This is a genomic window from Myxococcus sp. MxC21-1 (assembly GCF_032612255.1).
In the GTDB taxonomy this organism is placed as follows: domain Bacteria; phylum Myxococcota; class Myxococcia; order Myxococcales; family Myxococcaceae; genus Myxococcus; species Myxococcus virescens.
The window spans coordinates 6606283-6621387 of sequence record NZ_CP123278.1 but is presented as its reverse complement, the minus strand read 5'-3'; the positions used below and the strand labels follow the sequence as shown (position 1 = coordinate 6621387).

Below are 15105 nucleotides of genomic sequence, written 5' to 3'. Positions count from 1 at the left end.
CGCCCCTCGACCTGTCAGGTGAGCAGGGCGGGCTGTTCAGCTACTCATGTGAAATATGATTGCTCGTGAGGGGCGGGGGGAGGCAAGGGGGCGTTCTCACGGTCCTGGCCTGTACAGTCTTGCGGTCGAAAAATCGCCTACCTGCCGGTTCCAGTTGAATGCCTTGCGGGCCAGGGGCATGGAGTGGCGGCGCCGAGCCGCCGTTCTTGCGCTGCTCCTGCTCTTGGACCCAGTGTTGGCGGTTGTTCACGATGTGCGGGAGTTGCTCCGCGGCCTGTCCCCACCACTCCAGTGTGGGCCGATGGCTCAATGGAATTTCCTGGGCCAGCGCGAGCGGAGCGATGTACGTGTCGTTGCACTGGTACTCGGATGTGGACGGCTCGCCGCGAGACATTGCGGCTTGCGCGGAGGTGGACGGCTTTCTGCGCGACGACCCGATTGGCGTGGAAGGCATGGTCACTTCCGGTGGGATGACGGACTCGGCTGGCATGCGGGCTCGTGCCGAGCGTCATTGCAACGCCAATGCCAGTCGTTTACGTGCGGAGGCATGCCTACCCCCCGGGAGGGGCACGGTCTCCACGCCCCGGCAGGCGCGTTGTACGGGGGGGGCCTTGTCAGGGAGAAGTCGTCCGTGGACCGCGGAGGCTGCCGCGCTTGTCCATGACGGAGAGCGGGAGGGCCTCGAAAGGGGAACGTCGGTGGGCGGGCCGCGCGCACCTGTGTCGGAGGTAGGCGAACAGATGGGAAGCGCGGCCCGTGGCATCTGCCGCGCATCAGGGCCTCCCAGCGCATGGTCCAAGCCTGGGGGGATTGCCGTCGGACCTGAGACGTCTCATGGGGTATGCATGACGCGTCATGGGGCATCTCTGACGTGTCAATGACGGGTACGCCCATCCTCTCGAGAGAGGCGCGCGCCCCTCATCGGCCAGCCAAAGCTGGCGCAGCGGCTGACACAGCGCGTCTGCCGGAACGCTCCGCGCCCGCCACGCCCACGGCGGAGCAACTGGCGCTGCTTGAAGGCGTGCGGCCCCGGGCGGGGACGGGCTGCGACGCGTGCCGTTGTACCGGCGTCAAGGGGCGCGTGGACCCCTTTGAACTGCTGGTGGTGGATTCGGACCTGCAACCGCTCATCGCCACCGGCGTACCGGGCGTCCTGCTTAGTCAGCGCGCGCGGGGTTTCCGCACGCTGGTGGAAGACGCGCTGGCGAAGGTGGGCAAGGGGACGTCGCGGAGGCATCGACTGTTCCGTCCCGCGCACTCAAGAGGCTGTGCGCTGGTGACGAGGGGAGTGCCGAACCGAGCCCGACGACGGGCGGTTCATCGAGGACGGCTATGCGTGACGGGAGCATCACTCGGGCGGCCCCGTCAGCGGTCCTCCTCGGTCCCTCTGCACCCTCCCTCCCCCTCAACAGCGCCCCCATCCCTCTTATGCGTGGGCGCGAGCGGTGTTTGACGACATCCTCGCGGCGGCGCTGGAGTTGGGGGGGACGATCACCGGGGAACATGGCGTGCGGGCGCTGAAGCAGGCGTTCCTGGGCCGGCAGCTTGGGGAGGAGGGGCTGCGGCTGCACCGCCGCATCAAGGGCGCCATGGAGCCGCTGGGCATCCTCAATCCGGGCAAGGTCCTCTGAAATTCCGCCGATAATGCGGCGCGTCGCAGGCGGCCCCCGGAGCGGAAGAACACAGTTGTTCCGCTGACTTGCGAGGCCCGCCGATAATCTTCACGGGGCGATGTCGAGACCTCGCGCGTGGCTCCGACATCCCAATGAACGCGCACCCAATGCCGGGGCGCGGAGGCCCTGAGAAGAGAGAGCCACCATGAAGATGAAGTACATGCTGATGATGAACACCCCGAGCGGCGGTCCGTACCAGGTGATGAGCTGGCCGAAGAAGGACCTCCAGGCGCACATCGCGTTCATGGCGGGCTTCGCGACGAAGCTCGGGGAGACGGGGGAGCTGGTGGCGGCCGAGGGGCTGGCGGGGCCGGACCAGGCCAGGCGCGTGCGCGCGGGCGCGGACGGCAAGCCCATCACCGATGGCGTGTTCCCGGAGTCGAAGGAGTTCCTCGCGGGCTACTGGATTATCGAGGTGGACAGCCCGGAGCGGGCCTACGCCATCGCCGCGGAGGCCTCGGCGGCGCCTGGGCTCGGCGGCAAGCCGATGAACATGCCCATCGAGGTCCGCCAGGTGATGAGCGGTCCTCCGCCCGACCTGATGTGATGACGGAGTCGAGGGACATTCGCATCGAGCACCTGTTGCGCGAGCACGCGCCGCGGGTGCTCGGCGCGGTCATCCGGCGGTTTCGGGACTTCGGAGCCTCGGAGGACGCGGTGCAGGAGGCGCTGCTCGCGGCGGCCTTGCAGTGGCCTCGCGAGGGCGTGCCGGACGACCCGCGCGCCTGGCTGATTCAGGTCGCTTCGCGGCGAATCACGGACCACGTGCGCGCGGAGACCGCGCGCCGCCACCGTGAGGCGCTGGTGGTCAGCCTGGTGCCGCCGGAGCTCCAGCTCGTGATGTCCCTGGATGGCGACGAGCTGGCGGGCCGGGATGACGCGCTCGTGCTGCTGTTCATGTGCTGTCACCCGGCGCTGTCCACGGCGTCGGCCATCGCGCTGACCTTGCGCGCGGTGGGTGGGTTGACGACGGCGGAAATCGCCAAGGCCTTCCTCGTGCCCGAGGCGACCATGGCCCAGCGCATCAGCCGGGCCAAGCAGAGCATCAAGAGCTCCGGGGTGCCGTTCCAGAAGCCCACGCCGGAGGAGCGCGCGCAGCGGCTGGGCGCGGTGCTGCACGTGCTCTACCTCATCTTCAACGAGGGCTACACGGCCACCTCGGGGCCGGAGTTGCATCGCACGGACCTGTCGGGCGAGGCGATTCGGCTGACGCGGATGTTGCACGCGCTGCTGCCGGAGGACGGCGAGGTGGCGGGGCTGTTGGCGCTGATGCTGCTCACGGACGCGCGGAGGGCGGCGAGGACGGGGCCCGCGGGTGAGCTGATTCCGCTCGACGCGCAGGACCGGAGCCTGTGGGACGCGGGGATGATTGCGGAGGGCATCGCGCTCATCTCCGCGACGCTGTCGAGGGCTCGGTGGGGATGTACCGGTGCAGGCGGCCATCGCGGCGGTGCATGACGAGGCGTCGCGCGCGGAGGACACGGACTGGCCGCAGGTGCTGGCGCTCTACGAAGTGCTGATGGGGCTGATGGACAACCCGATGGTGGCGCTCAACCACGCCATCGCGACGGCGATGGTGCACGGGCCGCGGGCCGGGCTGTCGCTGCTGGAGGGGCTGGCCAGGGAGGGCCGGCTGGAGGGGAACCACCGGCTCGACGCGGTGCGCGCGCACCTGCTGGAGCGCGCGGGGAAGACGGGCGCGGCGGTGGTCCACTACCGGAAGGCGGCCGAGCGCACCACGAGCCTGCCCGAGCGCGACTACCTGCTGACCCAGGCCGCGCGGCTGAGCGACGAGATGGCGTAGGCCCCCGAGCGCCGCGCGCTACTTCGCCGTGGCCGACGCCGCGCCGAGCTCGCGCAGCTTCTTCACGGCGTTGTCGTTCTTCGGGTTCAGCTCCAGCGACTTCTTGTAGCGGGAGATGGCCTCGTCCTTCCGGCCGGCCGCCGCGTAGCCCTCGCCCAGGCTGTCGTGGGTGTTGGCGTCCTCGGGGAAGAGGGACGCGTTCGCCTCGAACAGCTTCACCGCGTCGGCGACCTCGCCCTTGTTCAGCCGTGCGTAGCCGATGACGTTGAGGATGTCCGCGGTGACCTTCTCCTCCGCGGGGGCCGAGCGCTTGTGCGCGGTGAACCAGGAGACGGCGGTGTCCACGCCCTTCGTCCGGACGAGGAGGTCCGTCGTCATGAAGGCGTTCTCCAGGTTGTGGGTGATTCCCTTCCAGCCGTACTCGGTCGCCACGCTGGCGACGATGCGGTCGAAGAGGAGCCCGCCGTCATCCGAGTTGGACATGATGGCCACGCCGCTGCCCGTCTCGGCGAAGGCGACGAGGAGCGAGCGGTAGCCCGCGTTCGAGCCGCCGTGTCCGAACCACGCCTGTCCCGGCGGGAGACGGAAGCCGATGCCGAAGGCCTGGGACTGGCGTGTGAGCATCTGCTTCGCCATGGCCTGGGACACCACGCGCTGGGACTTGCCCTGGGTGGCCTTGGAGACCTCCATCGCGATGCGGGCGAGGTCCGACGGCGTGGTCCACAGGCCGGCGGCGGCCTGCTCCGGATAGGTGTGCCAGCGTCCTTCCAGGTTCTTTCCGCCCGAGCGCGCGCCGACGGCGGCAAGGGGCTCCAGGGCCTTGGGCAGCGGCTGCTCGTAGGTGCTGTGCTTCAGGCCGAGCGGCGCCAGCACCGCCTCCTTCATGATTTGGGCGAACGGCTTCTGGAGCTGGTCCGTGAGCATCTGCTGGACGATGGAGGTGCCGCCGCCGCTGTAGCGCGTCAGGGTGCCGGGCACCGTGTCCACGCGGACGGGGGCGGAGTTGGCGGGCTGCTCGCCATCCAAGAGCTGTTGCAGCGTAGGAACGGGCGCCTGGGCCGCGTAGCCGGGGAAGCCGTGCACCGTCGTCCCGGCGCTGTGGGAGAGCAGCCGGCGCAGGGTGACCTTCTGCTCGCGGGTGAACGCGTTGTCCGGCAGCTTCCAGGAGGTGAGTCTGGCGTTGATGTCCTCGTCGAGCGACCACTTGCGCTTCTCGGCGTGGTGCATCGCCGCGAGGGCGGCCACCGGCTTGCTGATGGACGCGGCCTGGAAGAGGGTGTCGAGGGTGACGGGCGCGGTGCCTCCGGCCTCCTTCACGCCGTAGCCCTTGGCCCAGGCGAGCGAGCCCCGGTCGAATACGGCGATGCTCAGGCCGGGGATTTCATACAGGGTCATCCACTCCTGGAGGGACAGGTGGCGGGGCTTCTCGCCGGGGATGGGGATGGAGGGGAAGCCCTGCTCCACGCGGGTGATGCGGGCGGCCTCGGAGGGGCGGGCCATCCACTGGGTGGTGGGCTTGCGCGTGTCCGCTCCCGTGAGCAGGACGACGGCCGAGAGCCCCGTGAGGGTCATGCGGACGGGACGGGGTGTGGGTATGCGACGCATGGAAGACTCCCTGGGGCACCTGCGCGGTGGGCGACAGAGACCCTACGCGTCTTGCATGAGGTGATTGCCAGGGCCCCCTCCACGCGCGCCTTCACGGGCCGGAGGAACGTCAGACACTCGGGATACATCTGTTCTGGAATCGAGCATTTACGCCAGGCGATGACAAGGCTATGGCGTATGTCGATGCAGTCAGCACCCGTGGGATGGGCGCGCATGGCCCAGGTCCGCGTCGAAGCACCGCCGACATCCGGCCCCTGACGCACCGGGGGCCCTGAATGCACGCGAGGACGTGCGACCTCGTGGTGTGTTTGTCTCGCGAACTCCCCTATGACCTTGAAACTCTCCTGGCTGCGATGCGCCCTGGCCGTCCTCGGCCTCTGGGCGTTCGTCCCTGGCTGTAAGAACAGCGAGCCTGATGGAAATTCGCCGCCGGATGCCGCGGGCGAGCCCGATGCGGGCGGGCCGGATGGGGGCCACGAGCCCACGCCCGATGGTGGCCCTTCGGACGGTGGGACGCAGACGTCGGATGGCGTGGGCTTCATCGGCTACGTGCTGCCCGCGTCGAACGCGGAAGCCGTCCCACGCAACGCGCGCGTCATCGTGGGGTTCGCCGAGGCGCTCGATGTCACCACCGTGAGCGCGGAGGTCCTCACGGTGTCGGAGAACGGCGTCACGGTGGCGGGAACGGTGACGCATGACCCCGTCACGCGCACGCTGACTTTCACGCCAGGGCGTCCCTTCGCGGCGGATACGTTGGTGACGGTGGGCGTCTCCACGGCGCTGCGTCTGGTGTCGGGCAAGTCCCTGCCGGCGCCCTACCAATCGGTCTTCACGGTGGGGCTGGAGGCGGACACGTCGCCGCCGGAGGTGCTGGCCACGCGGCCCGGCAGTGGTGAGAGTGGCGTGTCGCCGACCTGGCCGGTGTACACGCTCTCATTCCGAGAGCCGATGGACCCGCGCACGCTCACCGGTGACACGCTCCGGTTCGAGCAGGCGCTGGGGTCGAACCCCGCGGCGCCGCTCACGGGTGTCATCTCCTACGATGCTCCGAGCCAGTCGGTGTCCTTCCGTGTCAGTCCTTTACCCGCGCCGGGGGCGCTCGTCACCGGGACACTCTCCACGGGGGCGAAGGACCTGGCGGGCAATGCGCTCACGCAGGCGCACGCGTTCTCGTTCTTTGTGACGGCATCGAGCGACACCACCGCGCCGCGGGTGCAGGGGACGCTGCCGGAGGCCACGTCGGTGGGGGTGGCCGCGCGCTATGCGCCCATCATCGTTCACTTCAGTGAGCCACTCCGGCCGGAGAGCGTCACGCCGGACCGCGTCTACCTGGAGGAACTGAGCACCGACGGCACGCAGGTGGTCCGCCGGGTTCCGGGCACGCTGCGCTACGACGACGCGAAGCTCCACGCCGCCTTTACGCCGAAAGAGCCGCTGAAATACCAGACGCGCTACCGGGGGCGGGTCAGCGCCGTGGAGGACCTCGCGGGCAACGTGCTGGCGCTGTTCGACGGCTTCCACTTCGTCACGGAGCTGGAGCCCTCTCCGCCGGTGGTGCGTGATGCGACGCCGGCTCCGGACGCGCGCTTCGTGCCGCTGGGAAGCCCGCTGCGCGTGAGCTTCGACCGGCCGCTGGACCCGGCCACCGTCAACGCGCGGACGGTGGGTGTCGAGGGCGTCACGGGGCTGGTCAACTACGAGTCCTCCACGAACACGGTGGTGTTCCGGCCCGTGCCGCCCTTCGCGCCCGCCACGAACTACACGGTGACGGTGAAGGACGTGCAGACGCCACAGGGGGCGGGCCTTGCCTCGCCGCACACGTACACGGTGCGCACGGTGGCTCCCGGAGTGAGGGTGAGCGTGGGGCGTCCCGGTCAGCCGGGGATGCCCGTGTTCGCCACGGGCCCCCGGGGGACGCTGGCCGTGTGGAACGAGGACACGGGGACGGCCATCCAGGTCCGCGCGGCCTTCGACAGCGGCTCGGGCTTCGGGGACTCCGTCCTGGTGGGGGAGGGACGCTCGATGACGCTGGCGCCGCAGGTGTCCGCGTGGGGCGAGCGCTTCGTGGTGGGCTGGTCGGACCGCTCGCTCGCGGGGGGCGCCGTCGCGCTCTTCGATGGGGCGGCCTTCACGCCCGTGACGCCCGGCATCAGCGGCCGGCTGTTCGGGGTGGGGAACCATCTCTATGCCGTCAATGGGAAGACCTTCCGGGTCCATGCTGGGACGCAGTGGTCGGAGGTCTTCACGGCGGCGAACCTGGGGTCGCCCGTGTCCCTCCTGCAGAATGGAGACCGGGTGCTGGTGTCGTCGGGGCGGAGCACGACGTTGGAGGTCTCGGTCGTGTTCGACGGGGTGCGGTGGCTGGAGTCCACGGTGTCGTCCCCGGTGGACGCGCAGTACATCCGCGTGGGGGACAGCTTCGGGCGGGCGTGGGTGTCCAACCAGGGGGTGGAGTTCGCGCTCTTCAACCGGGACACGCGCGAGTGGGGGTTGGGGGAGCTCATCACGACCGAGCAGATGACGAGCCTGCGCATCGCCTCGGATGGCAGCACCATCACGGCGGTCCTCGGCGATACGGGCGGGCTTTTCGCGTCGGTGCGCGCGAACGGGGCATGGCAGGCCCCATCGCTGTTGGACAACCTGGCGGTTCGCGACATCTGGGCGGTGGTACCCCACCGAGGCAACTACGTCGCGTTGTGGACCGGTATCAACAGCGCCACGCTGGTGCGCGCCGTCTCGCAGACGGGAAGCTCGTGGAGCTCGACCTCGAAGGCCGTGGTCGCGTCGGGGTTGAGCAGCGTGCTCGACGTGCGGGCGTCGGGGGATGACCTGCTGGTCCTGATGCAGAAAACCCAGCCGTCGTCCACGGCTGAAATCTTGGGCGCGGCGCTCACGTCGCAGGGGTGGCAGCCGAGCGTCCAGCTTCGTGGCCGGGAGGCGACTTCCTCGGTGTTGGTGCCGGTGGGGGCTCGCGCGGGTGCGCTCTTCATTCAGCCGGGGCGGCTCGTGGTGCGCGGCTATCTGGGAGGCGGCCAGTGGGACTCGGGGCTTGAGCTGGTGACGCCGGCGCTCGTCGGCAGCGTGCGGAACGCAGCCGTCCACTTCGAGTCCGACGGGCATGGGGCCGCCGCGTGGGAGCAGTTCGACGCGGGGGCGTGGAGTCTCTTCCTGGCGGAGTTCGACGGGACGGTGTGGATGGAGCCGGTGCGTGTGGGGCCGGCGGGCACGAAGGTCCGCGTGGCGGTGGACGACAACGGGGTGGTGGTGGCGTATCTCCAGCCGTCCACGCAGGCGGACCTGATGGACATCTGGGTGGTGTCCTCCGAGGCGGGGGTGGTGGGGGCGCCGCAACTGTTGGACAGCGTGGCGGCCACGGACCCGGACCTGGCGCTGGTGCATGGCCCCAGCGGCTTCATGGCGGTGTGGGGCGAGTGGGAGATTCGCGGAGCGCGGAGCGTGGATGGGGTGGCGTGGCGGGACCTGGCGACCCTCATCCCGAGGGTGTTCCAGGAGGCGCGTTGGTACAACACGCGGCTGGTCACGGTGGGTGAGTCCTTCGCGCTGTCGACGCAGCGCAACGAGCTCTACCTGAACATGAGCATCCACACCGCGGGCGTGTGGCAGCCCATCGCGGCCCCGGTCATGCCCAGTGACGTCTACGAGTTCGTCGCGGCGGGCAACTCGGTGATGTTGATGGCGCCCTTCGACGACGAGTTCCGCTACATCTTCCACAACGGCATCGCCTGGTCCGGCCAGAACATCGTCAAGTCGCCGGCGGACGGCCAAGGTGTGCTCGCGGCGTCTCCGAGCGGGTTCCGGATGCACACCGACAAGAGCTGGTGGCGGTGGAGCGGGACGGAGTGGCTGAAAGAGGCGACGGATGTCAGCCGTCCCTATTGGGCGGGCAGCCTGCGCTGTGACGCGAAGGGCTGCGGCCTGGCGACGGGAGCCGCGTTCGATACGCCGGTGAACCTGGCGCTGTCCTACGCGTCGGGCACGCGCTCTTTCTGGACGGGGGCCTCGCCCGCGCAGCGAGACTTCCCCGTCCAGGCGGGGAGCGTGACGTGGGACTTCGTGGCGGACACCTACCGTGTCACGTGGCGCCAGTCCGTGCAGCAGGGTGTGCTCGCGCTGCACGCCAGCACGGCCCTGTGAGGGCCTGAGTCCATGAGGAGGGGGCGGTGGATGTGTTCCCGCTCCGTCCTCGTGGCCCGAAGTCCGGAGCCGGGTGCTTCACCTGGGGGAGGTGAGGCGGTCCCAAGAGGAAACACGCATCACACCGGGGCGCCTCGCGGGCCCCGGCGTTGACGTGTCACGAGCCCCCGCAGACGCGTCAACGCGCCCCATCGCAAGCGGACCCATCGGACGCAAAGCAGCGGAATGACTCGAACCACCCGCGAGGCGCAGGTGGCACGTGTCCTGCTCTGGTGACGCACTGCCCCCCTACACCAGACCTTCGCATGGCGCGAAGGCATCAACGAGGACGTTTCATATGTGCACTGATTTTCTGGTTGCGACCGAGGACGCGAGCGCTGTCGTCGTTGGCCGCAGCATGGAGTTCGGCATCGACCTCGGCTCCAAGTTCCGGTTCCACGCCAAGGGGCATACGGTCCAGTCTCCTGGTTCCCTCACGCACCTGCATGGCCTCAAGTGGACGACGAAGTTCGACTACGTCGGCCTCACCGTCACGCTCTATGGCGTCACCGTCATCGGCGATGCGATGAACTCGGAAGGCCTCTCCGCCGGAGCGCTGTGGATGCCCTCGTCCACGTATCCCCAGGCCGCCAAGGACCCGTCCCGGGGACTGGCGCCCGAGCTCTTCGTGGAGTGGGCCGTGGGTAACTTCGCCACCGTGGACGCGGTGAAGGAGGCCCTGGCGAACGGCGACGCCGAGCTGTGGCACAGCGACTGGATGTCGAGCAAGATTCCGCTCCACTTCGCCCTCCACGACGCGAAGGGCAACAGCATGGTTGTCGAGTTCACCGACCGGCAGATGTTCCTGTACGCGTCGGCGGGGCATGACAACTCGCCGCTGAACATGCACAACCCCGTTGCTGTCCTGACCAACCACCCGACCTTCCCGGAGCACCTGGAGAACCTCAGGAACTACGCGGGGCTGTCGTCCCGTGGCGCCACGCCCGTGAAGCTGGGAACCGGCACCTTCGCGCCTCACGGCTGCGGCAGCGGCCTCTTCGGGATTCCCGGCGACTCCACGCCCCCCTCCCGGTTCGTCCGGGCCGTCTACCTCCGTGAGTTCTCCGAGAAGCCCAAGAACGCGGCCGAGGCCCGCTCCCTGGCGCTGCACCTGCTCAACACCGTCGATATCCCCTACGGCACCAGCCGCGACTTGAACGAGGTCACGGGCAAGGACTCTCTCGACTACACCCAGTGGGTCGTCGTGAAGGACCTCACGAACCGCACGTTCGGCGTCCGGACCTACGACAGCCTGGGGCTGCAGACGCTGGACCTGCGCACGGTCGACTTCAAGAAGGCGGATGGCAAGACGCTCGCCCTCTCCCCGGTGGATTCGCAGCTCGACGCCAACAAGCAGCTGGCGAGCTGAGTCACTGACTCCCCCTCCGTGGCGCGGGGCCGGGCACCTGGCTGCAAGCGGGTACCCGGCCTCGCCGCCGCTCAGTGGATGCGAAGCGCGAGCGTGCCCAGGTGGTGACGGCCCACGGCTTCGAGCGCCCGGCCCGCCTCGTCCAGGTGGTACACCTGTGAGGCCTCGACATGGAGTGGCCCGCGATTTCGCTTCGCGTTTGAGAGCGGCACGCAGGTCACGGGGTGGCCTTCGCCGGGGGCGTCTGGGGCACGACGGAGACCTTGCCCTGCTCCTGCTGAAGGGTGTGCGTGCTGCCGGGCGCGAAGCGCTGGAACTCCTCGAGTGTTTCGGGGGTGTAGGTGATGGCGGGCTGGCCGTCGCCGTGGAAGACCACGCTGTACCGCGCGTCGCGCGCGTTTCGTTCCTTCTCGCCCTTGCGCAAGGCCTTGGCGGGCCGCAGCTCGGCGTCGGTGGGCCAGCGCGCCTCGAGCGTGGTGCCGTTCGCCTTCACGTCCCGGTCGTGCATCCAGCGCCACTCCTTCCAGGTGTACCAGGTCGCCTGGCGCGGCACGCTCCGGTAGCGCGGCTCCTGGCGTGAGCGCTGCTCGTCCACGTAGCGCGGCTCCTTGCGCTTCTTCGTCACGGAGCAGTACCGGGTGGTGCAGCTCCGATTTCCTCCGGTGCAGGTCGTCTTGCAGGTCGCGAAGCCGTTCCTGTTGCTGGTGCACTGCTCGCTGCACTTCTTGGGCGTCGTGGTGCAGTCCTCACCGCAAGCCTCCTTGTCGCGGTAGGTCTCCGTGGTGAAGCCCCGCTGGACGCGCTCCGTGTAGCGGACGGTCGTGTAGCCGGCGAGCACCTGGTCGTCATGGTGGTGGCGCTTGCCCTGCGCCTTCACCAGGAGGGCGCCTTCTGGCCGGTCCTCCTCGAAGCCCTCGTCATCCACGAGGCGGTAGCGCTCCACGCTCACCGTGTGCTCCCAGGAGACCTCCTTGACCTGGAGCGTCCGCGTCCTCTCCGGCTCCGTCTTGGGCGCTGTCGTGGCCGCCGTCGCGGGGGCGGTCCCCTTCTTGCCGGAGGACATCCACATGGGACAGCAGCAGCCGAAGAACGCGATGATGAAGAGGATGTAGCAGCCCAGGCGCCTGTTGCTCTTCGCCCCCTTCTTCTCGTCTGGGGTGGCGCGCGTGGGCTCGGCGGGAATCGAGCCTTCGACGGCGGACGCGCCGCAGTGCTTGCAGCCGCCGTCCAGGGCCCGCTGGTCGCTCTCGCAATAGGCGCATCGCCAGTTGGGACCGGCGGTGGCCATCCTCAGCAGGGCCTCGTCGGTCACCGTGACGGCGGACGCGGTGTCTTCCGGCATCTCATACTGCTCGCTGCCGTCCTTGGCGTTCTTGCAGCCCTGACACACCATGTAGCGGCCGAGGTTGCGGTGGTTGCAACTCGAACAACGCCAGAACATCTCAATGTGCCGCTCAGACATCCTCTGTTTTCCCCCTCGGGTGCGTACCGCCGAGCGGTGCGGCCTATAGCACGGCGCGAGCCGGACGGGCGGCAGGGCGAAGCCCGTGCCGCTCCCGCGTCGCTCGGAGTGCGTGGGGTGACAGCCAGGGAGAAGAACCGCGTGCAGAGAGGTATTGAGACGAATCGACGCGAGGCAATCGCAACCTGCTCGCGCGGGAAGACGGTTTCAGACTGGATTGAACGGCACGCCAGGGCGTTTGGAGTCTTGAAAAAGTTGCCTACACTGCCAGCCCGCTGGCGCTCCGAGGACGTGCTTGGAGCGCCAGCGTTCATCCCCCATACCCCTGGAGTGTCATGCGTCGCATCATCGCCCTGCTTGCCGCGCTGAACCTGGTTGCATGTGCCCACGGTGGTGGCGCCGCGCCGGAAGCCGCCTCGGCCACGAAGCCCGCGGCACCAAAGCCCGTCGCCACGCCCGAAGCGAAAGCGGCTGCCTCCGAGGCATCCGGACTGGCCATGAAAGGCGACAACGCGCGCGCCCTTCCCCTGTTCCGAAGCGCTTGGGACGGCGGGGTGCGCAGCAGGAACCTGGCCTACAACGCGGCCTGCGCGGCGTCCTTGCTGGCGGAGCGCGAGGAGGCGCTGGTCTGGCTGGAGCGCGCCGTGGAGGAAGGCTTCGATGACGCGAAGCACCTCCAGAAGGACCCTGACCTGAGCAACGTCCGGAGCCTGCCCGGCTACGCGGCGCTGGAGCAGCGAGTCATCGCCGCCGAGGCGAAGCAGTACGAGGCCGCGGACCCTGTGCTGCGGGACGAGTTGCTCAAGCGCATGGAAGAGGACCAGGCGGCACGCAGTGCCCTCGTCGCCTCGAACTTCCAGGATGAGGCCGCCAAGGCGAAGATGAAGGACGTCGATGCGCGCAACACCACCTGGCTCAAGGGCGTCATCGCGAAGCATGGCTGGCCGGGAAGCGCCCTGGTGGGCCGGCGCGGTACCTTCGCCGCGTGGTTGCTGGTGCAGCACGCGGACCAGGATGTGGCCTTCCAGAGCGAGGTCCTTCCGATGCTGGAGAAGGCCGTGGCGCGAGGGGAGGGCTCCGCGAAGGAGCTCGCGTACCTCACGGACCGGGTGCTGGTGAATACCGGCAAGCCGCAGCGCTACGCCACCCAGTTGGAGGAGGTGGATGGAAAGACGGTGCCCAAGGCGCTGGAGGAGCCCGAGAAGGTGAACGAGCGGCGCGCCGCCGTGGGGCTCGATACGCTGGAGGAGTACATCGCGGCCTTCGAGCGGATGAAGGCCGCGGCCACCCAGCAGAAGCCCTGAGCCGCGGGGGCTGATGGCGGCCGCGCCGAGTGGTGCGGCCGCCGGCGCTGCGTCATTCATCTGCTGTCATGCAATGCTTCGCGGGCACGAGACGCTTGCGCGCCAGCAACGGCAGCGCTGGACGGAGGTGGACGTCCGGCGCCCTCCCGCCCACCCGCGTGTGGCTCGGCGGAAGGGGGCTCGTGCGCCCGAGGCAGGCTTGCCGCGCGCGTGTCAGAGCGTGCGCATGAACGCGACCAGGTCCTTCTTCTCCTGCGCGTTGAGCCGGGTCTCCAGCACGAGATTGAAGAACTCCACCGTGTCCTCCAGCGTCATGAGCCGCCCATCATGGAGATAGGGCGGAGAGTCCTTGATGCCTCGCAGGGGGAACGTCTTGATGGGGCCATCGGCGCCCATCACCGCGCCGTTCACCAGCCGGGGCTTGTAGAAGCGCTCCGCCTGCAGGTTGTGCATCAGGTTGTCTGTGTAATACGGCGGGAGGTGGCACACGGAGCACTGCGCCTTGCCGAAGAAGAGCGTCTGTCCGCGCATCTCCTGCTGGGTGGCCTTCTTCGGGTCCAGCTTCCCGTCGAAGCGGAGCTTGGGGGCCGGCGGGAAGTCGAGGAGGGCTTGGACCTCCGCCATGAAGTGTACCTGGCTGCCCCGCTCGAGGATGTTGACCCCTTTCTTCGTCGCGATGACCGGGTCGCCATCGAAGTACGCCGCGCGCTGCTCGAACTCGGTGAAGTCCTCCACCGTCTTCAGGGCCCGCTGTGAGCCGAACAGGCGCTGGATGTTCACCCCGCGGAGCGTCGGCGTATCGATGCGGTGGCGGAACTCCTGGGGCCGGATGTCGCCCACCAGGTGCGTGGCGCCATTGGAGTGGCCGTTGACGTGACAGTCGAAGCAGCTCACGCCCCGGCTGGGCAGCTCGGAGCGGCGGTCGGCGGTCTGATTGAACTGCTGCTGGGGAAAGGGCGTGACGAGCAGCCGGAGGCCTTCCAGTTGCTTCGGATTCAGGAGGCCGTTGAACAGCTCCTGGACGTTCATGATGGTCACCAGCTTCCCCTGCGAGACATCCCCCAGGTCCGGGCGCGTGGTGAGGAAGATGGGCGGCGGGAACTCCGGCAGCAGGTGGTCCGGCAGGTCGAAGTCGAGGTCGAACCGTGTGAGGTCCCTCCCTTCCTGCCGCTTGATTTCATCGATGTGGAACTTGGGGAAGACCATGCCGCCCTCCGGATGATTCGGGTGGGGCAATGGCATGAAGCCCGCGGGGAAGAGCCCCCTGTCTCGAATCGCCTCCGGGCTCATGGCGGCGAGGGACTCCCAGGTCACGCCCTGCGGGAGCTTCACCCGCACGCCTTCCTGGACGGCTTTCCCCCGGGACATGGTGACGCCCCGGGCCGGACGGTTTCCCAGGTCATAGCGGTGTTCGAGGAGCTGCTGGTGGCGCGCGGTGATTTTGGGCTTCTCCGCCTTCATCCGCGCCATGACGTCAGCGAAGGGCTCCGTCTGGGCCACGGGCATGTAGCTGGTGCTGCCCCGCCGCTGCACTTCCTGGGCGTGGGACATGCCTGTGTCCATCATGAAAAGGCCCATGACTGCGACAGCGATGTGTGGGATTCCCCCCTGCGGCTTCATGCAAGTCCTCCTTGGGGCTGACTTCACCCGGAATGGTGTCCTGCTGTTCAGGCAAGGTATTCAATTGCGGTGGG

Annotated in this window: 11 protein-coding genes; 7 read left to right on the top strand and 4 right to left on the bottom strand. The window is 68.7% G+C overall.

All coding sequences use genetic code 11. The annotated features are described in order from the left end of the window. Window positions 1-1445 precede the first annotated feature (1445 nt). From QEG98_RS29310 to QEG98_RS29295, 4 genes are all read left to right on the top strand, one after another. Window positions 1446-1631, top strand: coding sequence for an FAD-linked oxidase C-terminal domain-containing protein (locus QEG98_RS29310; RefSeq protein WP_316563653.1), 186 nt, complete (start codon window positions 1446-1448; stop codon window positions 1629-1631). A 187-nt stretch (window positions 1632-1818) separates the two neighbouring features. Next, complete coding sequence (locus QEG98_RS29305) at window positions 1819-2220, top strand: YciI family protein (protein ID WP_090490042.1); 402 nt, start codon at window positions 1819-1821, stop codon at window positions 2218-2220. Beyond that, window positions 2220-3131, top strand: coding sequence for an RNA polymerase sigma factor (locus QEG98_RS29300; RefSeq protein WP_316563652.1), 912 nt, complete (start codon window positions 2220-2222; stop codon window positions 3129-3131). The genes QEG98_RS29305 and QEG98_RS29300 overlap by 1 nt, the downstream gene beginning before the upstream one ends. Next, on the top strand, window positions 3103-3477 hold the full coding sequence (locus QEG98_RS29295; protein ID WP_316563651.1) for a hypothetical protein: 375 nt from the start codon (window positions 3103-3105) through the stop codon (window positions 3475-3477). The genes QEG98_RS29300 and QEG98_RS29295 overlap by 29 nt, the downstream gene beginning before the upstream one ends. A gap of 18 nt (window positions 3478-3495) precedes the next feature. Here QEG98_RS29295 and QEG98_RS29290 read toward each other — a convergent pair whose 3' ends face one another. Continuing rightward, window positions 3496-5082, bottom strand: coding sequence for a serine hydrolase (locus QEG98_RS29290; protein WP_316563650.1), 1587 nt, complete (start codon window positions 5080-5082; stop codon window positions 3496-3498). 333 nt (window positions 5083-5415) lie between these two features. Between QEG98_RS29290 and QEG98_RS29285 the strand changes: the two genes are divergently transcribed. Further along, a complete protein-coding gene (locus tag QEG98_RS29285; RefSeq protein WP_316563649.1) occupies window positions 5416-9237 on the top strand; it encodes an Ig-like domain-containing protein in 3822 nt (1273 codons plus the stop codon). A 337-nt stretch (window positions 9238-9574) separates the two neighbouring features. After that, window positions 9575-10645, top strand: a complete 1071-nt coding sequence (locus tag QEG98_RS29280; RefSeq protein ID WP_316563648.1) for a linear amide C-N hydrolase — start codon at window positions 9575-9577, stop codon at window positions 10643-10645. 71 nt (window positions 10646-10716) lie between these two features. Here the strand turns inward: QEG98_RS29280 and QEG98_RS29275 are convergent, their stop codons facing one another. Together QEG98_RS29275 and QEG98_RS29270 are read right to left on the bottom strand one after the other, a co-directional pair. Then, window positions 10717-10857, bottom strand: coding sequence for a hypothetical protein (locus QEG98_RS29275; RefSeq protein WP_316563647.1), 141 nt, complete (start codon window positions 10855-10857; stop codon window positions 10717-10719). Window positions 10858-10862: 5 nt separating this feature from the next. Beyond that, complete coding sequence (locus QEG98_RS29270; RefSeq protein ID WP_316563646.1) at window positions 10863-12107, bottom strand: hypothetical protein; 1245 nt, start codon at window positions 12105-12107, stop codon at window positions 10863-10865. 335 nt (window positions 12108-12442) lie between these two features. Here QEG98_RS29270 and QEG98_RS29265 point away from each other — a divergent pair, with 335 nt between their 5' ends. Next, on the top strand, window positions 12443-13411 hold the full coding sequence (locus QEG98_RS29265; RefSeq protein ID WP_316563645.1) for a DUF6624 domain-containing protein: 969 nt from the start codon (window positions 12443-12445) through the stop codon (window positions 13409-13411). 213 nt (window positions 13412-13624) lie between these two features. Here the strand turns inward: QEG98_RS29265 and QEG98_RS29260 are convergent, their stop codons facing one another. Then, window positions 13625-14977: a cytochrome B6 gene (locus tag QEG98_RS29260; protein WP_316563644.1), complete on the bottom strand. Its 1353-nt coding sequence runs from the start codon at window positions 14975-14977 to the stop codon at window positions 13625-13627. Window positions 14978-15105 lie beyond the last annotated feature (128 nt).